The organism is Aquitalea palustris (genome assembly GCF_003693445.1).
Lineage (GTDB): Bacteria > Pseudomonadota > Gammaproteobacteria > Burkholderiales > Chromobacteriaceae > Aquitalea > Aquitalea palustris.
The window spans coordinates 1-25,051 of the sequence record NZ_RFAR01000078.1; the positions used below are offsets into that span (position 1 = coordinate 1).

Consider the following 25,051-nt stretch of genomic DNA (forward strand, 5'->3'; position numbering starts at 1 on the left):
GCAGTGTACTGTCTGCGTCGGCGCGCCTTGCCCCAGGGGCGCTACGCTATTTTGTTCGCCGCTCTTACTGTAATCGGCCGGCCTTGCCAGTGGAAACAAGGAAAACTGCGTTACTTATTCAGCAAGCCGGGGATGGCATCTGCCATCACCTTCCAGACAGTTCTGCAAACAGCACAAGCCGCCACGCCGCAAACACATAGCGAGCAATGCAGCTTGTTGTGCCCCCAGCCCAGTCGCCATTGGCCAGCGCAATGTGGTGACTGCCGATGATGACCGGCAGGCCGGACCATCTCGTTGTCATCCGATTTCATGGCTGTGCGTTATCCCTAAGGAATGGGCCCTGCTCCACCAGTGCGAACTTTAATAACGTCGTCATGTCGGACTGCTTTGATCCATGCTGTTCGTGGTATCGATTCAGGCCGCTTCCAAGCATGCCCGGCAACGCCCCCACTTCCACACGGAATAAACACAATGAAACGTCTTCTGCTTTGCTGTCTCCTTGCCACTACCCTGGCAGCCTGTTCCAGCACCACCCCCCAGCAAGCCGCCAGCACCGGCAGCAATGCCATCAATAAACCGAGCGCCACCCTGGCCACCACCGATGCTGCCAGCGCAGCCCAGGCGGCACTGAACCAGAAGATCGACGCCAATATGGCGGCAGCCCCCGGCTTTATCCCTTTTGCTGCAGGCGACAGCACGCTGGACCCGGTGGGCAAGGGGCAGATCCTGCGCCAGATCAGCAGCATCCAGGCCATGAAGAAGATCACCCTGCGTGGCTATTGCTACCGTGGCAGCTCGAACAAGGCCAAAGCACTGGCACACGCCCGTGCGGTTGAAGTCCGCGACTTCCTGGTGGCCTCCGGCGTATCTGCCAAGCGCATCACCCTTCGTATCAATACCGACAAGAAGCAGCACGGCGTGCAGATCGCCAGCAAGTAATCCGGCAGGCCTGCCCTCGGGCCTGACAGAAAAAGCCGGAGCGCAGTGCGCATCCGGCTTTGTTTTTGCTGCATTTGTTTTGCTGCAGGCGAATCACAAGGGGCCGCGCTCAGCCTGCTGGCGCTATACTGGCAGCATTGCCGCAAGCATCCATGGAGCCAGCATGTCCGCCCTTATCCGCCCGCGCTACACCGTCCTCATCTTGCCCTGCCTGTTACTGGCCGCCTGTGCCAGCACGCCAGGCGGCACACCAAGCACACCGGCTCCGCCCATGGTGGGCATGGCCAACCCCGCTTCGGTGTACTGCATCCAGCAGGGCGGCCACTTGCTACCGCAAAAAGACAATGCCGGGAATGAATATTCCCTGTGCCAGCTGGCGGATGGCCGGGTAGTCGAGGAATGGACGCTGTTCCGGCAACAACACCAGCCGCCACAGCCCTGACATACCCTTGCGCCGGCGACAAGCCGGCTGCCACCGCGCACTGGCGCATGACATCTTGCAAAAAAAGCGGGCCGGCAATATGCCGGCCCGCTTGTTCATCATGGCCGCTCAGGCTGCTGGCAGCGCTTCCTTGAACATGGCCTTGATGCCACGCAGCGCCTGACGGATGCGTGCTTCGTTCTCGATCAGCGCAAAACGCACGTACTCATCGCCCTGGTCACCAAAGCCGATACCGGGCGACACGCACACCTTGGCCTGCTCCAGCAGCAGGCGGGCAAATTCCAGCGAGCCCAGCTCGCGCCATTTTTCCGGAATACGCGCCCAGATATACATCGAGGCCTTGGGGCACTCCACCTGCCAGCCGATCTCGTTCAGCCCTTTCACCAGCACGTCGCGGCGCTGCTGGTATTTTTCGGCAATTTCACGCACGCACTGCTGGTCGCCTTCCAGCGCGGCAATCGCGGCCACTTGCAGCGGGGTGAAAGTACCGTAATCGTGGTAGCTCTTCATGCGTGCCAGCGCGGCCACCAGGTCGGGATTGCCCACCATGAAGCCGATGCGCCAGCCGGCCATGTTATAGCTCTTGCTGAGGGTGAAGAACTCCACCGCAATATCCTTGGCCCCCGGCACCTGCATGATGGACGGCGCCTTCCAGCCATCGAACACGATGTCGGCATAGGCCAGGTCGTGCACCACGAAGATGTCGTGCTTCTTGGCCAGCGCGATCACCTTTTCGAAGAAATCCAGCTCCACGCACTGCGCAGTGGGATTCGACGGGAAGCCCAGCACCATCATCTTGGGCTTGGGATAGCTACCACGGATGGCTTTTTCCAGCTCGGCAAAAAAATCGATGCCCGGTACCAGCGGTACCGAACGGATCTGCGCCCCGGCAATCACCGCACCGTAGATGTGAATCGGATAGCTGGGGTCCGGCACCAGCACGGTATCGCCGCCATCCAGCGTGGCCAGCATCAGGTGGGCCAGGCCCTCCTTGGAGCCGATGGTGACAATCGCCTCGCTATTGGGGTCGATGTCGACTTGGTAGCGGTCCTTGTACCAGCGCGAAATGGCGCGACGCAGGCGCGGAATGCCCTTGGAGGCGGAATAACCGTGGGTATCCGGGCGCTGCGACACTTCGTTGAGCTTGGCAACAATGTGCGGTGGCGTGGCGCCATCGGGATTGCCCATGCTCAGGTCGATGATGTCCTCGCCGCGCTGTCTGGCGGCCAGTTTCAGTTCGGCGGTGATATTGAAGACGTAGGGAGGGAGACGATCGATGCGCGCAAAGCGGCGCTTGCCTGCAGAGGAAGCCATGTGAACCTTTCACGTAAGCGCCCGGAACCGTCCGAGCGACGTTGCCCATGTAGGGGCAGGCTCATCGTAAAACCGGATGCTGCATGGCACAAGCATTTTTTGACGGCAGGCCGGCTTGACAAGGCCGGGGCGGGCCGCTCCAATCACAAGCCTTGCCCCAGCACGCCGGGCATCGCGAAAACAGGAAACATGGATCACAAGCCCAGTCTTGACCGCATCGACCTGAAAATCCTGGAAGTACTGCAGCGGGATGGCCGCCTGCCTTTTCAGCGGCTGTCCGAGCAGGTAAACCTGACCCCCCGCCCTTGCCTGGAAAGGGTGCGCCGTCTGGAAAAGGCCGGCATCATCAAGGGTTACAGCGCCATTGTCGAGCTGCCACGCAGCACACCGCCACTGGTGATTCTGGCGCAGGTGACGCTGGCCGACCATCTGGTATCCCAGCAAGCCTTCATTGCTGAAATCCAGCGCACCCCGCAAGTGCAGGATGGCTGGATGGTGAGCGGGACGGTGGATTTTCTGCTGCGCATCGGCTGCCAGCACATCGACGAATACCGCCAACTGGCCGATGCCTGGCTGGCCAGCACGGCGTTTCGCATCGAAAAAATCCTTACCACCACCGAATTGCAGCAGATCAAGCGCGACGGAATGGCACAGCCCTGAGCCGGCGGGTACTCATGGTCAGAAACGCAATGACAGGCAGGTCAAACCGCCATCCATCTTGCGGATTTCGCTGGTGTCAGTCTGGATGATGGGCAGGCCCAGTGCCTGCAACTGGCGCAGCGTGTGCGGATAGCCGCTGGGAGTGATCAGCGTGTCGTTGATCCACAGGGTATTGCCGGCATATTCCTCCTGCGGGCTGAGCACGATTTGTGCAAAGCCGCTGAATGCCGGGTTATTCACAGTATCTTCCGACAAAATCAGCGTATTTCGCCCCACATAGTTGACGATGGATTTCAGGTGCAGCCCCGCCCCGACCGGCACTGCCTGCACGCTATAGCCAAATTTCTCCACCGCTGCGGCAAACTGGCTGATACCCGCTTCGTTGGTGCGGCTGGACAGCCCGATAAAAAAACGCTTGTCCACCATCAGCACATCGCCACCATCCATACGCGCGCCCTCCCCCAGCCACACCGCATGACGAAAGCGCGAAACCAGCGGGGCGATGCTGTGGATTTCACCACGGCGCGATGGCGCGCCCGGATTGGTGATGATGGCCAGCTCCGGCATCAGCACAGCCACGTCTTCGACAAAATGCGCGTCCGGGTAGTCGGGCAAGGCCGGCAGCGTGGTCACGGTCAGTCCCAGCTGTAGCAGGATGTCGATATATTCACGGAACTGCTGCCGGGTCAGCGCCGGGTCAGGCGCCCCCAGGCTGGCCGTGGTCAGGCCATGAGCAACGGAATCGGCAGGCAGACGGGTAATGGCATGGGTAAAGTACATGGCAGGCTTTCCGCTAGAGTCAGCAAACACGACGGGCAAGGCCTGTCGTCCTGCCCACCATTCTAGGCAGCCCGCTGCAGTCAGAACGGTCGTTCTAGCGGCCGCTCACAGCCGGTTTGCGCTGTCATGGCGACGAACGCAGCCGAGCGCAGCCTTCATGCAGACCTGTCCAGTATCTGCCTGGCACACGCCTCATCGGTAACCAGTCCGGACAACCACTGGCCGCGCAGCACGGCCAGAATGGCGGCAGCCTTGCTTTCGCCGCCGGCAAAGGCAATCACCGGCCTTGGCGGCGGGCACGGCAAGGGCAAGCTGGTGACCCGCTGCTGGATATTGGTTTGCACCAGCCGGCCCTGGCTGTCGATGGGCCGGCCAATGATTTCCGCCACCGCATTCTGCGCCACCAGCGCATGGATCTCTTGCTGTTCCAGGAAGCCATCTTCCTGCAAGGCGCAGCCTTCGCCGATGGTGCCGATGCCGATGAAAGCCACATCCGCCTGCTGTGCCAGCTGCTCCACCACGCGATACAGGCGGTGATTACACCACTGTGCACGGTCTTCCGCGCTATCGGCATACAGCGGCGCGGGCAGCAGAAAGTATTTGCTCTGGGTTTTTTGCGAAGCCGGCAAGGCCACGTCGTAGCGGTTGGACGAGCCATCATGGGCAATGGTGCCAATCAGCGACACCAGCCGATGCTGCGGGCAATCCAGTGCCGGCAGTTCGTCGATGATGGCTTTCAGAGTGCGCCCCGAGCCCAGCTCCACCACCATGGGCTTGTCCTGGGTGAGATAGCGCTGGAAGATTTGTGCGCCGGCCACCGCCAGCTTGTGTTGCAGCTCGGCGGGCGAGTCCTGGTCGTGCGGCACCACCTCGCACAAGGCCAGGCCAAAGCGCGCCTGCAAGGCAGCCGCCAGCTCCAGGCAATCGGCCACCGGGTGCTGCACCGACACCTTGACCAGCCCGTTTTCCACCGCCGAGGCCAGCAGGCGTTGCGCCACCTGGCGCGACACATTCAGCTGCTCGGCCACCTCGTTCTGGTTCTTGCCTGCCACGTAATACAGCCAGGCAGCGCGCGCTGCCTGGTCCAGCTTGTCCTGTTGTCTGGCCATGTCCCCTCCTGCCGTTTTCCTGTCGGGCCTAGCCCTCACTGTCTGGCGTTGTACCACCGCCACCGCCCCCGGCGTCAAGCACTGCGTAAGGCCCTGGCAACTTCCTGGCTAACGGCATGCAATGCAACAAACGGGAACGCGCGGCCCTGCGCCCGCACATTTCAAGCCTGCCGCGCCTGCCAGCCTTTATGTGCAACGCAGCAAAAAATCCCGACAAATCATGATGCTATGCAGCATCTGCCGGCTTTTGCAAAAAGCGCTTGACAGTAAATTTCAAATTATCGAATATTTGCCCACAACAAGGGCATTTGCTCTAACAGCAAACAATCAAGCCTGCAACGGAGACAACACAGTGAAACTCGCCCACAAGACGGCCATCCTCACCGGGGCCGCCAGCGGCATCGGCATTGCCGTCGCCCGCCGCTACCTGCAAGAAGGTGCCAGCTGCCTGCTGGTGGACCTGAAACTCAACGACGAACTCCAGGCATTGCAACAGGAACACCCACAACGCGTGGCCTTGCTGCAAGCCGACGTTACCCGGCGTGAAGACATTGCTGCCATCGTCAGCAGCGCCGTAGAGCGCTTTGGCAGCATCGACATCCTCTACAACAACGCAGCCATCTTCGACATGCACCCCTTGCTGGACGAATCCTGGGACAGCTTCGACCGGCTGTTTGCAGTAAACGTCAAGGGCATGTTCTTCCTGCTGCAAGCCGTGGCACGGCAGATGGTGGAACAAGGCCGTGGCGGCAAGATCATCAACCTGTCCTCCCAGGCTGGTCGCCGTGGCGAAGCGCTGGTGGCCCATTACTGCGCCACCAAGGCGGCCGTCATCAGCTATACCCAGTCTGCCGCCCTGGCACTGGCTCCGCATGGCATCAATGTCAACGGCATCGCCCCCGGCGTGGTGGATACCCCGATGTGGAAGGATGTCGACGCACTGTTTGCCCGCTACGAAGGCCGCCAGCCCGGCGATAAAAAACGTCTGGTGGGCGAAGCCGTGCCGCTGGGCCGAATGGGCCTGCCAGAAGACCTGACCGGTGCCGCCCTATTCCTGGCTTCGGCCGATTCCGATTACATCACCGCCCAGACACTGAACGTGGACGGTGGCAACTGGATGAGCTGAGCCCTCGCGCCCGGCCATGCTGATTTTCCCGTCCGCTTGCGGACATTAACCCGCTGTAGTGCAACCTTGCTGTACTGAAAAAATAAAGAGGAGACAGACATCATGCATCAGCCAACCCAGCCATCTTCCCCGCTGCGCCGCATCGTGCTTGCCGGCAGCCTGGCCCTGGCGTCCTTGTCCGCCAGCGCGGCCACTACGCTGACCATTGCCGCGCTCAACAACCCGGACATGATCGAACTAAAGAAACTGGCCCCGGCCTTCGAGCAGCAAAACCCCGACATCAAGCTCAACTGGGTGGTGCTGGAAGAAAACGTGCTGCGTCAGCGCGTCACCACCGACATCGCCACCAATAGCGGCAAGTTCGACGTGATGATGATTGGCACTTACGAAGCACCGATCTGGGCCAAGAAGGGCTGGCTCTACCCGATGGACAAGCTGTCGGCCGACTACGACCTCAACGATGTGGTGAAAACCGCACGTGACGGCCTGTCCTACGGCGGCAAGCTGTACGCCTTGCCGTTCTACGTGGAAAGCTCGATGACTTTCTACCGCAAGGACCTGTTCAGCAAGCTGGGCCTCACCATGCCGGAGAAACCGACCTACACCCAGATTGCCGACTACGCCAAGGCGCTGAAGGAAAAAGGCGGGGTGTATGGCATCTGCCTGCGTGGCAAGGCTGGCTGGGGCGAGAACATGGCCTTCCTGTCCACCCTGATCAACACCAATGGTGGCCGCTGGTTTGATGAAAAATGGCATCCCACCATCGACAGCCCGGAATGGAAAAAATCGGTCGGCTTCTATGTGGACCTGTTGCAGAAATACGGCCCGCCCGGCGCCAGCACCAACGGCTTTAACGAAAACCTGACGCTGTTTGCCAGCGGCAAGTGCGGCATGTGGATCGACGCCACCGTGGCAGCTGGCATGCTGTTCAACCCCAAGGAATCGCAAGTAGCCGACAAGGTGGGCTTTGCCATGGCCCCCACAGGCGTAACGCCCAAGGGCAGCAGCTGGTTGTGGTCGTGGTCGCTGGCCATTCCCAAGTCGTCCCGTCAGGAAGCCGCCGCCAAGCAGTTTGTGCAGTGGGCCACTTCCAAGGACTACATCAAGCTGGTGGCCAAGGACCTGGGCTGGACTTCCGTCCCGCCGGGCACCCGCATTTCCACCTACAAGCAGCCGGAATACCAGAAGGCCGCCCCGTTTGCCAGCTTTGTGCTGAATGCCATCCAGTCGGCCAACCCCACCGATGCCACGCTGAAGAAAGTGCCGTATAGCGGCATCCAGTTTGTTGGCATTCCGGAATTCCAGTCCTTCGGCACCGTGGTGGGTCAGTCCATCTCCGGGGCGCTGGCTGGCAACACCACCGTGGATGCAGCACTGAAGGCCGGTCAGGCCGCTGCCAACCGCGCCGTGGTGCAAGGTGGTTACCAGAAGTAAGTGCTTGATGATCAGGCAGGCGGCCCCATCCCCCTGCCTGATTCACCCTGCCCGTCTTACCCGTTTGCTGGAGCAGTATTGATGAATTCACCCACTCGCGAGGCACTGCCCGCTGTTGATAGCGGCAGGCCACATGCTGCAAGCACAGCCAGGCATGCGCGCAAATCCGTCTGGACCCAGCGCTGGCTGCTGTCCCCTGCCGTCATCAGCCTGTTGCTGTGGTCGGTGGTGCCACTGCTGATGACCATCTATTTCTCGGTCACCCGTTACAACCTGCTCAGCCCGGACGAATCCGGCTTTGTCGGGCTGGATAACTACCGCTTCTTGTGGAGCGACCCGTCCTTCCTGCCATCCATCGCCAACACCCTGCTGCTGACCGGGTCGGTGCTGCTGATTTCTGTTGTTGGCGGCGTATTGCTGGCGGTGTTGTTCGACCAGGAATTCTTTGGCCGTGGCATTGCCCGCCTGCTGGTGATTGCCCCCTTCTTTGTCATGCCCACGGTCAGTGCGCTGATCTGGAAGAACATGCTGCTGCACCCGGTATACGGCCTGCTGGCCGCTGCCATGCATGCGCTGGGCTTGCAGCCGGTTGACTGGCTGGGCCAGTACCCGATGTTTTCCATCATCATGATTGTCAGCTGGCAATGGCTGCCGTTTGCCTTCCTGATTCTGCTCACCGCCATCCAGTCACTGGACCCGGAACAAAAGGAAGCGGCGCAGATTGACGGTGCCGGCCCCTTCTCCATGTTCTTTTACATCGTGCTGCCCCACCTCAAGCGTGCCATCGGCGTGGTGGTGATGATTGAAACCATCTTTTTGCTGTCGATTTTTGCCGAAATCTACACCACCACGGCGGGCGGTCCGGGTACGGCCACCACCACCCTGTCCTTTTTGATCTACTCCATGGGCCTGCAACAGTTTGACGTGGGCATGGCGTCCACCGGCGGCATTCTGGCCGTGGTACTGGCCAATATCGTGTCGGTGTTCCTGGTGCGCATGCTGGCCAGCAACCTCAAAGGGGAGAACGAGCAATGAGCGTCGCCCACAGCCGCCTGCGTTATGGCATCACCACTGCCGTGGCCTGGAGCCTGGCCATCCTGGTGTTCTTCCCCATCTTCTGGATGATGATTACCTCCTTCAAGACCGAGGAGCAGGCCTACCAGTTGAGCGTGATTTTCCAGCCCACGCTGCAAAGCTTCCGCGAGGTGTTTGCCCGCAGCGACTACCTGTCCTTTGCCGGCAACTCCATCGCCATCTCGCTGGGTGTCACCCTGCTCAGCCTGCTGCTGGCCATTCCGGCCGCCTACAGCATGGCCTTCTTCCCCGGGCCGCGTACCCAGAAAATCCTGCTGTGGATGATGTCCACCAAGATGATGCCGTCGGTGGGTGTGCTGCTGCCGGTCTACCTGCTGTGGAAGAACAGCGGGCTGCTGGATACCGTCAGCGGGCTGATCATCATCTATACCCTGATCAACCTGCCCATCGCGGTGTGGATGGCCTTTACCTACTTCTGCGAAGTACCGAAGGAAATCCTGGAAGCCGCGCGTATTGACGGTGCCAATACCTGGCAGGAAATCTTCCACCTGCTGTTGCCGATGTCCTTGCCAGGCCTGGCTTCCACCGGCCTGCTGTTGTTGATCCTGTCCTGGAACGAGGCTTTCTGGAGTATCAACCTGTCCAGCTCGCATGCCGCGCCGCTGACAGTGTTCATTGCCTCCTACTCCAGCCCGGAGGGCTTGTTCTGGGCCAAGCTGTCTGCCGCTTCGCTACTGGCCGTCGCGCCCATCATGGTGCTGGGCTGGCTGGCGCAAAAGCAGCTGGTACGCGGCCTTACCTTTGGAGCGGTCAAGTGAGCCAGACCTTCACCCATCTGATCAGCGACTGCGACGGCGTGCTGCTGGACACCGAAGCCATCGCCTTCGAAGTGTTGCAGCGCGAACTGGCCACCAGCCTGCCCGGCATCGACGTGGCCGCCGCCATCCTGCCCCGACTGGGGCTGACGCTGGATGCCCTGCTGGCCGACATCGCCCGCCACCATCCGCTATCTTTGTCTGCGACAGACATCGAGCGCCTGCGTGACACGGTGGAAGGCGAAGTAGCCGAGCGCCTGCAATTGATACCCGGCGTAGCCGCCGCCATGGCCGCCGTGCCGCTGCCGCGGGCGGTGGTCAGCAATAGTGCCGGGCATCGGGTACGTGCTGCGCTGGACCAGACTGGCCTGGCCCCGCTGTTTGAAAACCGCGTGTTTTGTGCCGACGAAGTGGGCGCCGCCAAACCGGACCCGGCGCTGTATCTGGCCGCCAGCCAGGCCTTTGGCGTGGCGCCGCAGCACTGCCTGGTGGTGGAAGACAGCGTCACCGGCGTGCGCGCTGCCGTGGCAGCCGGCATGACGGTGCTGGGTTTTACCGGTGCCGGGCATGTGGCCGACGGTCAGGCCGACAAGCTGCTGGCCTGCGGTGCCTGCACTACTTTTGATGACATGCAGCGCCTGCCCGAGCTGGTGGCCCTGCTGCGCCAACACCACCAACAATGACAAAAGCGGCGACCCCAGCCGCCCGAGGAGAATGAATATGGCAAGCGTCAACCTGCGTAATGTCAGCAAGCGCTATGGCGACAACCCGGAAGTGATGCGCGACATCAATCTGGACATTCAGGATGGAGAATTCGTGGTGTTTGTCGGCCCCAGCGGCTGCGGCAAATCCACCCTGCTGCGCATGATTGCCGGGCTGGAAGACATCAGCGGCGGCGATTTGCTGATTGGCGACGACCGCATGAACACCGTGCCACCGGCCAAGCGCGGCATCGCCATGGTGTTCCAGTCCTATGCGCTCTATCCGCATATGTCGCTGTACGACAATATGGCCTTCGGCCTGAAGCTGGCGGGCAAATCCAAAAGCGAAATCGACGCAGCCGTGCGCAAGGCAGCCAGCATCCTGCATATCGACCACCTGCTGGACCGCAAACCCAAGGCCCTGTCCGGCGGCCAGCGCCAGCGGGTAGCCATTGGCCGCGCCATCACCCGCGAGCCCAAGGTTTTCCTGTTTGACGAACCGCTGTCCAATCTGGACGCCGCGCTGCGGGTAAAAATGCGGCTGGAGTTTTCCCGTCTGCACCAGGACCTGAAAACCACCATGATCTACGTCACCCACGACCAGGTGGAAGCCATGACGCTGGCCGACAAGATCGTGGTGCTGTCCGCCGGGCGCATCGAACAGGTGGGCAGCCCGAAAACCCTGTACCACCACCCGGCCAACCGCTTTGTGGCGGGCTTTATCGGCTCGCCCAAGATGAACTTCATCGACGGCACCGTCAGCGCCATCGATGCTGAAACCGTCACCGTGCAGATCAACAACGGCGGCCTGCAACAGGTGTGCGTGGCTGCGCGTGGCATCCAGCCCGGTGACAAGGTCTGCATTGGCGTGCGGCCGGAATACCTGCAACTGGACAGCGACCATCCGGTCATCAAGGCCACCGTCAGCACGGTGGAGGGCCTGGGTGACTTCTCCTATATCTATGCCGCCTCCGCCAGTGCCGAAGAACCCTTGATCAGCCGCATCCCGGACACACTGGAAGTGGCCGATGGCAGCCAGATCGGCTTCTCCATCAAGCCGCACCACTGCCACCTGTTCGACAGCCAGGGCGAGGCCATGCCGCGCACCACACCGCCGACGCAACACTGATTTCAAGCATTGCAGCCCCTGCACCGCCCTTGCCTGTCCGGCAAGGGCGCGGGGACGGCTGCGCCCGGACCAAGCCAAACACAGGAAGCACAGATCATGACTTCATCCCAACAACAGCCCGGCTGGCTGCACATCGGTGCCGGTTCCTTCCATCGCGCCCATCAGGCCTGGTATCTGGACCAACTGGCCAAACAAGGCCAGCCCGCCTGGCGGCTGGCGCTGGGCAATATCCGCGCCGACATGTCGCCGCTACTGGAGCAACTGGCCGCCCAAAACGGCGTGTATACGCTGGAAACCATCTCCCCGGCTGGTGAGCATCGTTATGAAGAAATCCACGCCATTCAGGCGGTCATTCCCTGGGATGCCCAGCTGAGTGCGCTGATTGCCGCAGGGGCGGACAGCAACACGCGGGTAATTTCCTTCACCGTGACCGAAGGCGGCTATTACCTGGACCAGCACTTGCAGCTGGACACCGCCAATGCCGACCTGGCGGCCGACCTGCAAGGCGGCCTTAACACCATCTATGGCGCCATCGCGGCCATTTTGCGCACCCGCATGGCGGATAGCGGTGCACCAGTCACCCTGCTCAACTGCGACAACCTGCGCCATAACGGCGAGCGCTTTCACAGCGGGCTGAAGCAGTTTCTGCAACTGCGTGGCGAAACGGATTTGCTCGCCTGGGTGGACAGCCATAGCAGCAGCCCCAACTGCATGGTGGATCGCATCACCCCGCGCCCCACGCCAGAGGTGATTGCCCGGGTAGCCGCAGCCACCGGCAAGCACGACCCCTGCGCCATCATGGGCGAATCCTTCATCCAGTGGGTGGTGGAAGACAACTTCATTGCCGGTCGCCCGGCGCTGGAGGCTGTTGGCGTGGAAATGGTGACATCGGTTTTACCCTACGAAGAAGCCAAAATCCGTATCCTCAACGCCAGCCATAGCTGCATTGCCTGGGCCGGAACCTTGATCGGCCTGTCCAGCATTGATGAAAGCACGGCCGTACCGTCCATCCGCCAGATGGCGTTTGATTACGTCACCCAGGATGTCATCCCCTGCCTGAGCCCCAGCCCGCTGAACCTGGCCAGCTACCGCGACACCGTGCTGGAGCGCTTTGGCAATCCGCATATCCGCGACAGCAACCAGCGCGTGGCCGCTGACGGTTTTTCCAAAGTACCGGGCTTCATCGCGCCCACCCTGCAGCAATGCGTAGCACGCGGCACCGTACCGACAGCCAGCTGCGTGCTGCCGGCGCTGTTCTTCCGCTTCCTGCAACGCTGGCAAGCCAATACGCTGCCATACGCCTATCAGGACGGTATCATGGACGCCGCAGCCTGCCGCCAGATGCTGTCCGCCGCCGACCCGGTAGCCGCCTTCTGCGCCGACCCCATGCTGTGGGGTAGCCTGGCTGGCACCACTCAACTGGAAACGCCGCTGCGCGCGGCACTGCAACAGGTGGACCAGTGGCTGGCCAGCATGCAGGCGGGCTGATTCGGATAATCCGCTGGAGAGAGCGATGTATCTTGGAATTGATCTGGGCACCTCGGAAGTCAAGGTAGTCCTGCTGGATGAGGCTGGCGGCCTGCTGGCCGTGGCGGGCGAAAGCCTGAGCGTGTCGCGGCCACGGCCTGGCTGGTCCGAGCAGCAGCCGGAAGACTGGTGGCAGGCCACCGGGCTTGCCATTGCCAAGCTGCGTGACAAGGCCGGCGCGGCTTTTGCCCATGTGCGTGCCATCGGCCTGTCCGGCCAGATGCATGGTGCAGTGCTGCTGGATGCGCAAAACCAGGTATTGCGCCCGGCCATTCTGTGGAATGACTTGCGCAGCGTGGCCGAATGCCAGGCGCTGACCGCTGCCGCACCGCGCCTGCATCAACTGGCGGGGAACCTGGCCATGCCGGGCTTTACCGCGCCCAAGCTGTTGTGGGTGGCTCGCCACGAGCCAAAACTGTTTGCCGCCATCGCCACCGTGCTGCTGCCCAAGGACTATCTGCGCCTGCGCATGACCGGGGCCAAGCTGTGCGATACCTCGGATGCCTCCGGCACCTTGTGGCTGGATGTGGCCCGGCGTGACTGGTCGGATGAATTGCTCGCCGCCTCCGGCATGCGCCGTGAACAAATGCCACAACTGGTGGAAGGCCTGCAAGCCGCCGGCACGCTGTTACCGGAAGTGGCCGCTGCCTGGGGGCTGGGTGATGGCGTCATCGTGGCCGGGGGAGCCGGTGATGGTGCGGCCAGCGCGGTGGGCATTGGCGCAGTGGAACCGGGTGATGGTTTTTTGTCGCTGGGTACGTCCGGTGTGATGTTTGTGGTGGACGACAGCTTCCGCCCCAATCCGGCCTCGGCCTTGCATACCTTTTGCCATGCGCTGCCCGGCCGCTGGAACCAGATGAGCGTGATGCTGGCTGCGGCCAGCTGCCTGCGCTGGTTCTGCAAGCTCACCAGCGTGGACGAAGCCAGCCTGCTGCAGGAAATCGAAGCCATGCCGGACGAGGCCCGTGCCAGTGCGCCGGTATTCCTGCCCTATCTGTCCGGCGAGCGCACCCCGCATAACGACCCCTTCGCCCCCGGCGTGTTCTGGGGCCTGACCCAGGCGCACGACCGTGCCGCACTGGGCTATGCGGTACTGGAAGGTGTCAGTTTCGGCATGGTGGATGGGCTGGACGCGCTGCGCGCTGCCGGCACTGCCGTCAGCAGCCTGTCACTGGTTGGCGGCGGCGCACGCAGCCCGTTCTGGGCGCAATTGCTGGCGGATGCGCTGCAACTGGACATCCTCACCCACGTGGGCAGCGAGGCCGGTGGTGCACTGGGCGCAGCCCGGCTGGGCTGGCTGGCCGCTGGCGGTGACATTTCCAGCGTATGTACCCGGCCGCCGGTGCAGGCCGTGTATCAGCCGGATGCTACTCGCCATCAGGCACTGCAAACACGCCTGCAATTATTCCGTGACATTTACCGGAGCCGACCGGCTCCGCAGCAAGAGGCCTGAGCATGAATTTGCTGGCACAACTCAAGCAGTACACCACCGTGGTGGCCGACACCGGCGACTTTCAGCTGATCCGCCAGTACGCCCCGCAGGACGCCACCACCAACCCTTCCTTGATTCTCAAGGCAGCGCAGCAAGCGGCTTATCGCCAACTGGTGCTGGACACACTGGCCGACAAGCGCCAGTTACCCATGGATCAGCAGATCGACGCGCTGCTGATTGCCTTTGGCCTGCGCATTCTGGACAGCGTGCCGGGCCGGGTATCTACCGAAGTGGATGCGCGCCTGTCCTTCGACCGCGCCGCCACCGAGGCCAAGGCGCGCCAGCTGATTGCCTTGTATCAGGCGGCCGGAGTGGACAGCTCCCGCGTGCTGATCAAGATAGCCGCCACCTGGGAAGGCATTCAGGCGGCAGCGGCGCTGCAGCGTGACGGCATCCACTGCAACCTCACCCTGCTGTTTGCCCCGATTCAGGCTGCCGCCTGTGCCCGCGCTGGCGTGCGCCTGATTTCACCCTTCGTCGGCCGCATTTATGACTGGTACAAGAAAACCGCCGGGGCCAGCTGGGACGAAGCCGCCCATGCTGGCGTCAACGACCCCGGCGTGCGTTCGGTACGGCGCATTTACGCCCTGCTGCGCCAGCATGGCTTTGCCACCGAGGTGATGGGCGCCAGCTTCCGCTCCACCGGGCAGATTCTGGCATTGGCTGGCTGCGACCTGCTCACCATCAGCCCGGATTTGCTGCAACAGCTGCAACAGGCCGACGGGGTGTTACCGCCACAACTGCATGCTGACATGGACCTGGGCGACGACACCCTGCCCGCCCGCCTGCTGGACGATGCCATCGACGAAAGCCGCATCCGCTTTGCACTGAATGAAGACGCGATGGCAACGGAAAAGCTGGCCGAAGGCATCCGCCTGTTTGCCGCCGATACCGAAAAACTGGCGCAGTGGCTGCAAGCCCTGCCTAGCGACTAAATCAGGAGAACACCATGTTTCTGGTTTGTGGAGAAGCGCTGTTCGACTTTTTTGTCGACCAGCCGGCCAGTGCCGACTGCTGGCCACAACTGCGTTATCAGGCGGTACCGGGCGGCTCGCCCTTCAATGTCGCCATCGGGCTGGCGCGGCTGGGTCAGCGCGCTGCCCTGTTCAGCGGCGTTTCACAGGATTTCCTGGGCCGACAGTTACTATCCGTGCTGCAACAGGAAGGGGTGGATTGCCACCATCTGCAACGACGCGACCTGCCTACCACGCTGGCGCTGGTGGGCGTGGATGCCGCAGGCAAGCCGCAATACAGTTTTTATGGCAGCAAGGCGCCGGAAGCCAGCCTGAGCCTGGCCGACCTGCCACCGCTGGACGCTGCGGTACAGGGCATTCATGTCGGCTCCTATGCCCTGGTCAGCCACCCTACCGGCGACAGCCTGCAACAGCTGGTGGCGCGGGAAAGCGCAAAACGGCTGATCAGCCTGGACCCGAATATCCGGCTGAACGTGGAGCCGGATCTGGACCGCTGGCGGAGTGTGCTGGATTTTCACGCAAATCACGCCCATCTCATCAAGGTCAGCGACGAAGACCTGCAGCTGCTCTACCCGGACCTGCCGGTGGAAGAAGCTGCCCGTCGCTGGCTGGGCGGGCAGTGCAGCCTGCTGATCCTGACCCGTGGCGGCGAAGGGGTGACGGTATTCAGCCCACAGCATGGTGAATGGTCGCTCCCGGCACAGCCGGTAGATGTGGTGGACAGCGTGGGCGCTGGCGATACCTTTCAGGCCGCCTTGCTGTGTTATCTGGCCGAACAGGGTCTGGCCAGTCCGGCGGCACTGGCCCGGCTGAGCCGGGATGAGATCGACAGTCTGCTGCAATTTGCCATCCGCGCTGCCGCCATCACCTGCTCGCGCCGTGGCCCGGATTTGCCGCGACGTGCAGAGCTACTACCCGCCTGACACGCTGTCAGCAAGCCCGCTCAGCTTATGCTGCTCGGGCTTTTTCCCTGCCACACCACAAGACCTCGCCAATCACCGCTAGCGATTACAGCCGCTTGCCCATTCCCCAGAAGGATTATTTCGTAGCGTTATATATCCGGGTATATTACGAACTCACTCGCAAACCGGAGCCCGCAATGAAAGCAAGGCTGATCGCCCTTTCCCTGTGCAGCATGCTGCTGGCAGGCCATACCCTGGCCGGTGAAATCACCGTTTCAGCCGCCGCCAGTCTGACCAACGCCTTCAAGGAGATTGCCCACGGCTTTGAAGCGCAAAATCCCGGCAGCAAGATCAATTTCAATTTCGCCGCATCCGGTGCGCTGCTGCAGCAAATTGCCAAGGGTGCTCCGGTGGATGTGTTTGCCTCGGCCGATCAGGAAACCATGGACAGTGCGGTAAAGCAGAAGCTGGTGAATAGTGCAGACCGCAAGGACTTTGCCCGCAATGCGCTGGTGCTGATCACCCCTGCCGACAGCAAGCTGAAACTGCAACAGTTAAGTGACTTGCAGCAAGCCGGCATCAAGCATGTGGCCATTGGCGTGCCGGCCAGTGTGCCGGTGGGCCGCTACGCCAAGCGTGCGCTGGAAAACGCCCGCCTGTGGCCGGCGGTGGAGGCCAAGGCCATCAATACCCAGAATGTGCGCCAGTCGCTGGATTATGTTGCCCGTGGCGAGGTGGAGGCCGGCTTTGTCTACCAGACCGACGCCGCCATCATGCCGGACAAGGTGAAAATCGCCTTCAGCGTGCCGCTGGATGAAGTCATTTCCTACCCGGTAGCCCGCACGGCCGCCAGCAGCAACGCCGCCGAGGCACAACGCTTTGTCAATTACCTGCTGTCGCCAGCCGCACAAGCGGTGCTGGGCCGCTACGGTTTCCACAAGCCCTGACCATGGCTGACTGGATGACTGACCCGGCCTGGACCGCACTTGGCCTGTCACTGCGGGTAGCCGGCTGCGCCACCCTGCTTAATCTGCTGTTGGGGGTGGGCGTAGGCCTGCTGCTGGCGCGTGGCCGTTTCCCCGGCCGCAATCTGCTGGACACCCTGCTGACCCTGCCCATGGTGATGCCACCCACCGTGCTGGGCTACTACCTGCTGACCCTGCTGGGCCGGCGTGGCCCGCTGGGCGGCTGGCTAGACCAACACTTCGGCATCAACCTGATTTTCACCTGGCAAGGCGCGGTGATTGCCGCCGCGCTGGTGGCTTTCCCCCTGGTGTACAAACCGGCAAGAGCAGCATTTGAAGCGGTGGACGGCCAGCTGGAGCAGGCCGGCCGCGTGCTGGGCATTTCCGAAATCGGCATTTTCTTTCGCATCACCCTGCCCTTGGCCTGGCGCGGCATTCTGGCCGGCTTGCTGCTGGCCTTTGCCCGCGCCCTGGGTGAGTTCGGCGCAACCTTGATGGTGGCCGGCAGCATTCCCGGCAAAACCCAGACCCTGTCGGTAGCCATTTACGAAGCGGTGCAAGCCGGGCAGGACGATAGTGCCAACCGGCTGGTGCTGGTGACTTCGCTGGTCTGCGTGCTGGTATTGCTGCTGGCCGGCAAGCTGGCTCCGGGCCGGGTGGCGGAGCGCTGACATGACAACACCCCGCTTCGATCTGGCCATCCGCCACACCCTGCGCAGCGGCACGCGCAGCTTTTCGCTGGACATCGCATTGCAAAGCAGTTGCCAGCAACTGGTGGTTTATGGCCCGTCCGGTGCCGGCAAGAGCATGTTGCTCAAGGCGATTGCCGGGCTGAACCGGCCGGATGCCGGCCATATCCGGCTGGATGGCCGCTGTCTGTTCGACAGCACACGGGGCATTTGCCTCAGCCCGCAGCAAAGACAGCTGGGCTATCTGTTTCAGGACTACGCGCTGTTTCCCCACCTGACGGTGCGCCAGAACATCGGCTTCGGCCTGCAGCGCGGCTGGCTCAACCCCGGACGCCGCCGTCAGCTGGCGGCAGTGGACTATTGGCTGGAAGCCTTTGGCCTGGGCACACTGGCCGACCAGCTGCCAGCCACCTTGTCCGGTGGCCAGCGCCAGCGCACCGCACTGGCTCGCGCACTGGTGGCCGAGCCACGCGCCCTGCTGCTGGACGAACCGTTCTCGGCACTGGACCCGGCGCTGCGCCAGCAATTGCGCAGCGAGCTGGCCGACCTGCTGCAGCGCCTGTCCATTCCCATGCTGCTGATCACCCACGATGCCGCCGACGTGCAGGCCTTTGGCCAGCAAACCCTATACCTGCAGGATGGCCGGCTGGTCGAGCCGCCGGCCGGCCTGACGGAGACTTCCCATGGATGACTTCCAGCAGCAGCGCGCCTTCCGCCTGCTGACCCGAGCCGTGCTTGGCGTGCTGCGCAATGCGCAGGATGGCGAGCTCCCCCTCTATGCCTGGACGCTGGGACTGCCGCAGCCAGATCTGCGGGAGGTGCTGGCCACCTGCGCGCCAGAACTGGGCCAGCAGGAAGCACTGAGCGACGCACAATACCAGCTGCTGCTATCCCAGCAGCCACCATTGCACAGCGCACTGCTGGACATGCTGCTGGCCAACCGTTCGGCGGCGGAGAACCCGCAGCACGGCAGCTGGCTGGCCCATGTGGTGGCCGTGGCCAGCCTGGGCAGCCGGCACCTGTGGCAGGACATGGGACTGACAGGCCGGCATGAGGTAAGCCTGCTGCTGCAGTACTACCTGTATCCGCTGTATGCGCGCAATCAGGCCGACATCAAGTGGAAGCGTTTTTTGTATGCCGAACTGGGCGAGCTGCTGGGCCAGGCCGGGCTCAAGCCGCCGGAGTGCGGGCGCTGTCACGAACACGCAGCCTGCCTGCCAGCCCTGCCGGAGCAGCAGACATGAAGCCACAGGACATCACCCTGCAAGGTGCACTATGGCTGAGCATGGCCGGCGAGAAGTTCGGCAGCCCGCAGCAGCTGGCCTTGCTGGCACAGATAGACGGCAGCGGCTCCATCACTCAGGCCGCCCGCACCACCGGCATCAGTTACAAGGCGGCCTGGGATGCCATCGACCACATGAACAATCTGGCTGGCGAGCCGCTGGTAGAGCGCCTGTCAGGTGGCAAGGGCGGCGGCGGTACCCGGCTGACCGCGCGTGGCCGGCAGCTGGTGGCCAATTACCAGATCATCGCGCAGGAACATCAACAGTTTCTGCGTAATCTGCAGCGTCAGGCCGGCAGCATGGCGGACGATCTGCTGCTATTGAAAGGCATGAGCATGAAAACCAGTGCACGCAACCAGTTTCTGGGCAAGGTTGCGGCCATCCGCACCGGCGCGGTCAATGATGAAGTCGAACTGGAAGTGGCTGATGGCCTGCGGCTGGTGGCCGTGGTCACCCATGACAGTACCGAAAGCCTGGGGCTGGCTCCGGGCGTCACCGCCTTTGCCCTGATCAAGGCGTCGTCGGTCATCGTTGGTTGCGGCCAGGATGGCATGCGGCTGTCGGCCCGCAACCAGCTGCCCGGCACGGTCAGCCGGCTACAGCCTGGCGCGGTGAATACCGAAGTGGTGATCGAGCTGGCCCCCGGCAGCAGCATCGCCGCCATCATCACCAATACCAGCGCCAGCGAGCTGGGCCTGCAACTGGGCAGCCCGGCTTGCGCCATCTTCAAGGCTTCCAGCGTGATATTGGGGGTGCCGGGCTAAGCTGGCTGCAGATCAAGCATCGGTCGTGAGTGCATAAAAAAACGCCATCCGGCAAGGATGGCGTTTTTTATGGGACGACGGGCCGGGGGTCAGACTTCCCAGTATTCCTTCTCCCGGCCTTGCGAGCCGGGGTTCAGCTGCTCGTGCAGCCGGCGCAGTTGCTCTGGCTCACCACGTACGCGGAACCAGCTGCCTTCTTCCTCGGCACGTTCTTCCAGTACCTGGCACTGGCTGTAAATTTCTCCGCGCAGTTGCTGGGCCGACCACGGCAGCAGCACTTCGTCTTCGACCAGATCCTGCTGGAAGAAGGACACGATGCGCTCGCGCAAGGCGGCAACTTCGGCCGGCCGGCGCGCACTCATCACCACGCAACCGGGATAGCGCTGTTGCAGCTCGGCGGTCCAGGCGGCCTCGGCCGCTTCGTCACCGATATGGTCGATCTTGTTGAACACGCGAATGCGCGGCACTTCATCGGCACCGATTTCCTGCAGCACGGTATCGGTCACTTCCAGCTGGCGCTCAAAGCCCGGATCGCTGGCGTCGATCACATGCAACAGCAGCGCCGCATCCAGCGCTTCTTCCAGCGTGGACTTGAAGGAGGCCACCAGGCCGTGTGGCAGGTTCTTGATGAAGCCGACGGTGTCGCTTACCAGCACACGCGGCACGCTTTCCGGGTAAATGGCGCGCACCGTGGTGTCCAGCGTGGCAAACAGCTTGTTGGCCACCAGCACCTCGCTGCCGGTCAGCGCCCGCATCAGCGTGGATTTGCCAGCATTGGTATAGCCCACCAGCGACACACCGGCCAGGCCCTGGCCCTGACGCTCCAGCCGGCGCGCCCGCTGGGTCTTGCGTTCCAGTTCCATGGCGAGGATTTCGCGTTGCAGCTCGGCAATGCGGTCACGCACCTTGCGCCGGTCCAGCTCGGTATGGGATTCACCGGCACCACGGCCGCCCATGCCGCTACGCTGGCGGCCTTGCGGGCCAGCCAGCTTGGCCGCTTCGCGCAGGCGCGGTGCCATATAGCCCAGACGGGCGATTTCCACCTGGGCCCGCGCCGCACGCGAGCGGGCATTGCGGTGGAAAATCTCCAGGATGACCATGGTGCGGTCCATCACCTCGCAGCCAACCGCCAGTTCCAGATTGCGTGCCTGTGAGGGGGAGATTTCATGATCCACCAGCAAGACGTCGATCTCGATGGCGGAGGGGTCCAGCTGCGGTGGTGCATGTTCCAGTTCGTCAGCGCGCAGGCCGCGATTGACGAACATGTGGATTTCTTCCAGCTTGCCCACGCCCAGGTAGGCGGTGCGGTCGAAGCTGTTACGCTTTTGAACAAAGGTATGCACCACCTGGAAACCCAGGGTCTTGGCCAGCTCGCTCAGTTCGGTGAGCGAGGCCTCGAATTCGACATCGCTGACATCCGGCAGCTGGACCGACGCCACGATGGCGTATCTGGGCTTCTCTTTAACTTCTGTTTGCATGTGCAGATTGCTTTACTTGGTGGCAAGCCCCGATCTTACTCGCAATTGCCCCGCCCTGCCGCAGCGATCGACAGCAGCCTTGACCCTGCCGCCCGCCGGGACGATACTGCTGCGCCTCTGGCGGCGGTGCCGCCCAACCCTCTGCCGGGCTTTTTCCACACATGCCATTCACCTCCCTGGGCCTGCAGCCCGCCTTGCTAGCCTCAGCCAGCGCACAAGGCTATGCCGCGCCCACCGCCATTCAGCAAGCAGCCATTCCGGCCATTCTGCAAGGTCACGACCTGCTGGCCACTGCCCAGACCGGCTCGGGCAAAACCGCCGCCTATTGCTTGCCCATGCTGCAGCAATGGCTGGCCGGCCAGCACGGTTCGCCACGGCAGACGCAAAACCTGATCCTGCTGCCCACGCGCGAACTGGCGGTGCAGGTGGGTGCCACGCTGCGCGCGCTGGCCGCCACGCTGCCGCAGGCCATCAAGATTGTTGTGGTCTATGGCGGGGTGTCGATCAATCCGCAGATGATGGCCTTGCGCGGCGGGGCCGACTTCGTGGTGGCCACGCCAGGCCGTTTGCTGGATTTGCTGCAGCACAATGCGCTACGGCTGTCTGCCGTGCAAACCCTGGTACTGGACGAAGCCGACCGCCTGCTGGATCTGGGTTTTGCTGACGAAATCAAGCAGTTGCTGGCGCTGCTGCCGCCGTACCGGCAAAACCTGCTGTTTTCCGCCACCTTCCCGCCGGCCTTACGCCAGCTGGCCGAAACCTTGCTCAAACAGCCGCAGCGCATCGACATCCCGCTCAGCCAGAGCAGCGCACCCGACATCCGGCAACGCGTCATCGCGGTGGACGCTGACCGCCGCACCATGCTGCTGCGTCATTTGCTGCAAAGTGAAAACTGGGAACGGGTACTGGTATTCGTGGCCAGCCGCCACAGTACCGAGCGCGTGGCCGGCAAATTGCAGCGCGCCGGCATCAAGGCCGCGGCCTTGCATGGCGAGTGCAGCCAGAGCCAGCGCGGTCAGGTACTGGCCGACCTCAAGAACGGCCAGCTGCAAGTGCTGATTGCCACTGATCTGGCCGCCCGTGGCATCGACATTGCCGGCTTGCCGGTGGTGGTCAATTACGATCTGCCGCGCTCGGTGGTCGACTACACCCATCGCATCGGCCGCACCGGGCGGGCCGGGGCCAGCGGTGTTGCCATCAGCTTTGTTTCTGCGGACAACGCTGCCCATTTCCGCCTGATCGAAAAACGCCAGCAGCAACAGCTGCCACGCGAGCAGATTGAGGGCTTTGCACCAAGCGCGCCCCAGGCCCACAGTCCCACCGCCCGGCACGACCCCGATAGCAATGGCGGCATCAAGGGCAAACGCATGAGCAAGAAAGACAAGCTGCGCGCCGCCGCGGCCGCTGCCAAAGAGTAAAACGTCGCTGGCATGCACCTGCCGCGCTCCAGCAGGCCGGTGCCATCGCCCCACAGCACACGCCCAGCCACCTGCGACACAAACCGCCTGCCACCCCGCATGGGCCAAGTATTTTTGAATAAATCATGACAATTGAGTCAATCATTTGACGCATGCTACTATCACGATACTTGCCTTAAACTCGCCACACCCAACATCAGGCCCCAGGCAGGCAATCGCCTGACGCCCGTCTGGCCACGACAGGCCCGCAACAGCACAGCACCAGCCCGATCCACATTGGAGCGCTGATTGAAAAAGACATTTGCCAGCAGTCTGGTCTTGCGCATGTGCGGGCTGATCCTGCTGTCCCTGGTGGTCTTCGCCCTTGGCTGCTATCACCTGATCGTCCAGTCAACCGTGGATAAACTGGCGCAATCGCAAATGCAGATTTCCGCCCAGCAACTGGATTCACGCATGCAGCGTCTGCTCGACAGGGTCGATGCCAATTTGCGCACCAGTCAGGCCTGGGGCCGCAACAGCCAGTGGGACAGCCACACCCAATGGCTGCAGGATGATCGCCAGCAGCTGCAGCGCTTCAATGAATTCTTTTTCCCCATCATCGAAAACCAGCACGAGATCGCCTCGGTCAATCTGGCACATCAATCAGGTCGGGAAATCCTGCTGTTGCGCACGGCCGATGGCGGCTGGGTCAATCGCCTGAGCGATCCGCTCCACTGGGGGCGCACCACCTACTGGTTTTACTGGGACCAGCAGCGCCGGCTGTTGCGTAGCGAAACCCGCCAGCAGGATTACGACGCCCGCCAGCGCCCCTGGTTTAAGGGCGCCATGGCGCTGCGCAGCGATCATGACATCCACTGGACCCAGCCATATATCTTCTATACCACCCATCAGACCGGCCTTACCGCTGCCAGCCGCTGGACCGCGGCCGACGGCAGCCATTTCATCATCGGTCATGACGTCAACCTCAGCAGCATCACCCACTTTGCCGACGCGCTACCCATCGCCCAGCAGCAAACCCTGGCCTTGCTTGACGAGCAGGGCACGGTACTGGCCCTGCCTGATGCCGAGGGCCCGCGCACGGCATCCTTGCTGATGCGGCCGCTGGCCAGCCTCGGCGACAGCCCGCTGTCGCATGGCTACGAGCACTGGCTGCGCCGCCAGCAGCAACCGGGACAGGTCAGCCGCTTTCAGGCTGCCGGACAGGACTGGTTCAGCCTGTTCCAGCCTACCCACTTTGGCCAGCAGCCATTATGGATAGCCGTGGTGGCACCGGAAGCCGCCTTTTTGCCGCTCACGCCGCGCGATCTGTTGTTGCTGTTATTGATTACCCTGGCGGCGCTGGCCTGCGGTGGCGTGGTGGCGCTGCGCATGGCCCGGCGCTTTGCCAGCCCGCTGCAATTGCTGACCCGGGAAAGCGAGCGCATCGGCCAGCTCGACCTGGCCGCCCCGGTTTGCACCACAGCCCTGCATGCCCCCTGGCAGGAAGTCCGCCAGCTGGCTGCCGCCCAGGAAGCCATGCGCCAGCGTTTGCTGGCCAACACCACCGAGCTGCAGCAATCCCGCATCCTGCTGGAACAAAAAGTGTCCGAACGCACCTCTGCCCTGCTCCACCAGGTGGCACTGGTGGAGGCCTTGCTGGATGTCATCCCCAATCCGATTTTCTACAAGGGCGCGGATACCCGCTTTATCGGTTGCAACCAGGCCTACGAACTGGCCTTCGGCATCGAGCGGCGCAACTTCATCGGCAAGCGGGTGCTGGATCTGGAATACCTGCCTTTGGCCGACCGCCAGCATTTCCAGCAGGAGGACGAAAGCGTCATTGCCAATGGCAGCCGGATATCCCGTGCGGAGGAGCTGGTACTGGCCGATGGCAAATCACACCACCTGCTGTACTCGGTGAGCGGCTTTCGCCATCAGGACGGTTCGCCCGGCGGCCTGATCGGTGTCATCGTCGATGTCAGCGAGCTCAAAACCGCCGAACAGCAAGCCAGTGAAGCTCGCCGCAGCGCAGAAGCCGCCACCCGCGCCAAGGCCGAGTTCCTGGCCAATATGAGCCATGAAATCCGCACCCCGAT

24 protein-coding genes are annotated in these 25,051 nt (G+C 62.5%); 20 read left to right on the top strand and 4 right to left on the bottom strand.

The genetic code is table 11. From position 1 onward, the window contains the following. The first annotated feature begins 471 nt into the window (after positions 1 to 471). Together EAY64_RS16860 and EAY64_RS16865 are read left to right on the top strand one after the other, a co-directional pair. Positions 472 to 939, top strand: coding sequence for an OmpA family protein (locus EAY64_RS16860; protein WP_158604717.1), 468 nt, complete (start codon positions 472 to 474; stop codon positions 937 to 939). A gap of 163 nt (positions 940 to 1,102) precedes the next feature. Beyond that, positions 1,103 to 1,381 carry a putative hemolysin gene (locus tag EAY64_RS16865; RefSeq protein WP_103525924.1) on the top strand — a complete coding sequence of 93 codons (279 nt, stop codon included), beginning with the start codon at positions 1,103 to 1,105 and terminating at the stop codon, positions 1,379 to 1,381. 108 nt (positions 1,382 to 1,489) lie between these two features. Here EAY64_RS16865 and alaC read toward each other — a convergent pair whose 3' ends face one another. Then, positions 1,490 to 2,695, bottom strand: coding sequence for an alanine transaminase (gene alaC / locus EAY64_RS16870; protein ID WP_103525905.1), 1,206 nt, complete (start codon positions 2,693 to 2,695; stop codon positions 1,490 to 1,492). A 189-nt stretch (positions 2,696 to 2,884) separates the two neighbouring features. Here alaC and EAY64_RS16875 point away from each other — a divergent pair, with 189 nt between their 5' ends. Beyond that, on the top strand, positions 2,885 to 3,355 hold the full coding sequence (locus EAY64_RS16875; RefSeq protein WP_103525906.1) for an Lrp/AsnC family transcriptional regulator: 471 nt from the start codon (positions 2,885 to 2,887) through the stop codon (positions 3,353 to 3,355). An 18-nt stretch (positions 3,356 to 3,373) separates the two neighbouring features. On the opposite strand, the gene EAY64_RS16880 is transcribed toward EAY64_RS16875, so the two are convergent. Beyond that, a complete protein-coding gene (locus EAY64_RS16880; protein ID WP_103525907.1) occupies positions 3,374 to 4,135 on the bottom strand; it encodes a dimethylarginine dimethylaminohydrolase family protein in 762 nt (253 codons plus the stop codon). A 155-nt stretch (positions 4,136 to 4,290) separates the two neighbouring features. Continuing rightward, entirely contained in the window at positions 4,291 to 5,244 is a 954-nt protein-coding gene (locus EAY64_RS16885; protein ID WP_103525908.1) for a sugar-binding transcriptional regulator, read from the bottom strand. A 352-nt stretch (positions 5,245 to 5,596) separates the two neighbouring features. On the opposite strand from EAY64_RS16885, the gene EAY64_RS16890 reads away from it, so the two are divergent. The 15 genes from EAY64_RS16890 (at position 5,597) to EAY64_RS16960 (ending at position 20,080) form a co-directional block, all read left to right on the top strand. Next, complete coding sequence (locus EAY64_RS16890; protein WP_103525909.1) at positions 5,597 to 6,370, top strand: L-iditol 2-dehydrogenase; 774 nt, start codon at positions 5,597 to 5,599, stop codon at positions 6,368 to 6,370. 102 nt (positions 6,371 to 6,472) lie between these two features. Then, positions 6,473 to 7,804, top strand: coding sequence for an ABC transporter substrate-binding protein (locus EAY64_RS16895; protein WP_103525910.1), 1,332 nt, complete (start codon positions 6,473 to 6,475; stop codon positions 7,802 to 7,804). Positions 7,805 to 7,885: 81 nt separating this feature from the next. Beyond that, complete coding sequence (locus tag EAY64_RS16900; RefSeq protein ID WP_103525911.1) at positions 7,886 to 8,839, top strand: carbohydrate ABC transporter permease; 954 nt, start codon at positions 7,886 to 7,888, stop codon at positions 8,837 to 8,839. Next, positions 8,836 to 9,657, top strand: a complete 822-nt coding sequence (locus EAY64_RS16905; protein ID WP_103525912.1) for a carbohydrate ABC transporter permease — start codon at positions 8,836 to 8,838, stop codon at positions 9,655 to 9,657. The genes EAY64_RS16900 and EAY64_RS16905 overlap by 4 nt, the downstream gene beginning before the upstream one ends. After that, positions 9,654 to 10,337: an HAD family hydrolase gene (locus tag EAY64_RS16910; RefSeq protein WP_103525913.1), complete on the top strand. Its 684-nt coding sequence runs from the start codon at positions 9,654 to 9,656 to the stop codon at positions 10,335 to 10,337. The genes EAY64_RS16905 and EAY64_RS16910 overlap by 4 nt, the downstream gene beginning before the upstream one ends. A 37-nt stretch (positions 10,338 to 10,374) precedes the next feature. After that, positions 10,375 to 11,484 (top strand): ABC transporter ATP-binding protein, encoded by a 1,110-nt coding sequence (locus EAY64_RS16915; RefSeq protein WP_103525925.1) that lies wholly within the window; start codon positions 10,375 to 10,377, stop codon positions 11,482 to 11,484. Positions 11,485 to 11,580: 96 nt separating this feature from the next. Continuing rightward, entirely contained in the window at positions 11,581 to 12,972 is a 1,392-nt protein-coding gene (gene dalD / locus EAY64_RS16920; RefSeq protein ID WP_103525914.1) for a D-arabinitol 4-dehydrogenase, read from the top strand. 25 nt (positions 12,973 to 12,997) lie between these two features. Next, positions 12,998 to 14,464 (top strand): xylulokinase, encoded by a 1,467-nt coding sequence (gene xylB, locus EAY64_RS16925; RefSeq protein WP_103525915.1) that lies wholly within the window; start codon positions 12,998 to 13,000, stop codon positions 14,462 to 14,464. A 2-nt stretch (positions 14,465 to 14,466) separates the two neighbouring features. Beyond that, positions 14,467 to 15,438, top strand: coding sequence for a transaldolase (tal, locus tag EAY64_RS16930; protein WP_103525916.1), 972 nt, complete (start codon positions 14,467 to 14,469; stop codon positions 15,436 to 15,438). 14 nt (positions 15,439 to 15,452) lie between these two features. Beyond that, positions 15,453 to 16,400 carry a carbohydrate kinase family protein gene (locus tag EAY64_RS16935; RefSeq protein ID WP_103525917.1) on the top strand — a complete coding sequence of 316 codons (948 nt, stop codon included), beginning with the start codon at positions 15,453 to 15,455 and terminating at the stop codon, positions 16,398 to 16,400. A 176-nt stretch (positions 16,401 to 16,576) separates the two neighbouring features. Further along, positions 16,577 to 17,326 (top strand): molybdate ABC transporter substrate-binding protein, encoded by a 750-nt coding sequence (gene modA, locus EAY64_RS16940; protein WP_103525918.1) that lies wholly within the window; start codon positions 16,577 to 16,579, stop codon positions 17,324 to 17,326. Between the two features lie 2 nt (positions 17,327 to 17,328). Further along, on the top strand, positions 17,329 to 18,015 hold the full coding sequence (gene modB, locus EAY64_RS16945; RefSeq protein WP_199734476.1) for a molybdate ABC transporter permease subunit: 687 nt from the start codon (positions 17,329 to 17,331) through the stop codon (positions 18,013 to 18,015). A 1-nt stretch (position 18,016) separates the two neighbouring features. Continuing rightward, positions 18,017 to 18,724 (top strand): ATP-binding cassette domain-containing protein, encoded by a 708-nt coding sequence (locus EAY64_RS16950; RefSeq protein WP_103525920.1) that lies wholly within the window; start codon positions 18,017 to 18,019, stop codon positions 18,722 to 18,724. Further along, positions 18,717 to 19,277, top strand: a complete 561-nt coding sequence (locus tag EAY64_RS16955) for a nitrogen fixation protein NifQ (protein WP_103525921.1) — start codon at positions 18,717 to 18,719, stop codon at positions 19,275 to 19,277. Before EAY64_RS16950 ends, EAY64_RS16955 begins: the two co-directional genes overlap by 8 nt. Continuing rightward, entirely contained in the window at positions 19,274 to 20,080 is an 807-nt protein-coding gene (locus EAY64_RS16960) for a TOBE domain-containing protein (RefSeq protein WP_103525922.1), read from the top strand. The genes EAY64_RS16955 and EAY64_RS16960 overlap by 4 nt, the downstream gene beginning before the upstream one ends. Before the next feature lie 89 nt (positions 20,081 to 20,169). Here EAY64_RS16960 and hflX read toward each other — a convergent pair whose 3' ends face one another. Beyond that, positions 20,170 to 21,558 (bottom strand): GTPase HflX, encoded by a 1,389-nt coding sequence (hflX, locus tag EAY64_RS16965; protein WP_103525923.1) that lies wholly within the window; start codon positions 21,556 to 21,558, stop codon positions 20,170 to 20,172. A 161-nt stretch (positions 21,559 to 21,719) separates the two neighbouring features. Here hflX and EAY64_RS16970 point away from each other — a divergent pair, with 161 nt between their 5' ends. Both EAY64_RS16970 and EAY64_RS16975 read left to right on the top strand, forming a co-directional pair. Continuing rightward, a complete protein-coding gene (locus EAY64_RS16970) occupies positions 21,720 to 22,976 on the top strand; it encodes a DEAD/DEAH box helicase (RefSeq protein ID WP_199734477.1) in 1,257 nt (418 codons plus the stop codon). Between the two features lie 288 nt (positions 22,977 to 23,264). Continuing rightward, positions 23,265 to 25,051, top strand: a 1,787-nt coding sequence (locus tag EAY64_RS16975; RefSeq protein WP_122081966.1) for a PAS domain-containing protein, incomplete at its 3' end; no start/stop codon positions are given.

Coding starts and splice junctions, on each gene's coding strand:
- EAY64_RS16860 (WP_158604717.1), top strand. CDS start 472: ATGAAACGTCTTCTGCTTTGCTGTCTCCTTGCCACTACCCTGGCAGCC.
- EAY64_RS16865 (WP_103525924.1), top strand. CDS start 1,103: ATGTCCGCCCTTATCCGCCCGCGCTACACCGTCCTCATCTTGCCCTGC.
- alaC (WP_103525905.1), bottom strand. CDS start 2,695: ATGGCTTCCTCTGCAGGCAAGCGCCGCTTTGCGCGCATCGATCGTCTC.
- EAY64_RS16875 (WP_103525906.1), top strand. CDS start 2,885: ATGGATCACAAGCCCAGTCTTGACCGCATCGACCTGAAAATCCTGGAA.
- EAY64_RS16880 (WP_103525907.1), bottom strand. CDS start 4,135: ATGTACTTTACCCATGCCATTACCCGTCTGCCTGCCGATTCCGTTGCT.
- EAY64_RS16885 (WP_103525908.1), bottom strand. CDS start 5,244: ATGGCCAGACAACAGGACAAGCTGGACCAGGCAGCGCGCGCTGCCTGG.
- EAY64_RS16895 (WP_103525910.1), top strand. CDS start 6,473: ATGCATCAGCCAACCCAGCCATCTTCCCCGCTGCGCCGCATCGTGCTT.
- EAY64_RS16900 (WP_103525911.1), top strand. CDS start 7,886: ATGAATTCACCCACTCGCGAGGCACTGCCCGCTGTTGATAGCGGCAGG.
- EAY64_RS16905 (WP_103525912.1), top strand. CDS start 8,836: ATGAGCGTCGCCCACAGCCGCCTGCGTTATGGCATCACCACTGCCGTG.
- EAY64_RS16915 (WP_103525925.1), top strand. CDS start 10,375: ATGGCAAGCGTCAACCTGCGTAATGTCAGCAAGCGCTATGGCGACAAC.
- dalD (WP_103525914.1), top strand. CDS start 11,581: ATGACTTCATCCCAACAACAGCCCGGCTGGCTGCACATCGGTGCCGGT.
- xylB (WP_103525915.1), top strand. CDS start 12,998: ATGTATCTTGGAATTGATCTGGGCACCTCGGAAGTCAAGGTAGTCCTG.
- tal (WP_103525916.1), top strand. CDS start 14,467: ATGAATTTGCTGGCACAACTCAAGCAGTACACCACCGTGGTGGCCGAC.
- EAY64_RS16935 (WP_103525917.1), top strand. CDS start 15,453: ATGTTTCTGGTTTGTGGAGAAGCGCTGTTCGACTTTTTTGTCGACCAG.
- modA (WP_103525918.1), top strand. CDS start 16,577: ATGAAAGCAAGGCTGATCGCCCTTTCCCTGTGCAGCATGCTGCTGGCA.
- modB (WP_199734476.1), top strand. CDS start 17,329: ATGGCTGACTGGATGACTGACCCGGCCTGGACCGCACTTGGCCTGTCA.
- EAY64_RS16950 (WP_103525920.1), top strand. CDS start 18,017: ATGACAACACCCCGCTTCGATCTGGCCATCCGCCACACCCTGCGCAGC.
- EAY64_RS16955 (WP_103525921.1), top strand. CDS start 18,717: ATGGATGACTTCCAGCAGCAGCGCGCCTTCCGCCTGCTGACCCGAGCC.
- EAY64_RS16960 (WP_103525922.1), top strand. CDS start 19,274: ATGAAGCCACAGGACATCACCCTGCAAGGTGCACTATGGCTGAGCATG.
- hflX (WP_103525923.1), bottom strand. CDS start 21,558: ATGCAAACAGAAGTTAAAGAGAAGCCCAGATACGCCATCGTGGCGTCG.
- EAY64_RS16970 (WP_199734477.1), top strand. CDS start 21,720: ATGCCATTCACCTCCCTGGGCCTGCAGCCCGCCTTGCTAGCCTCAGCC.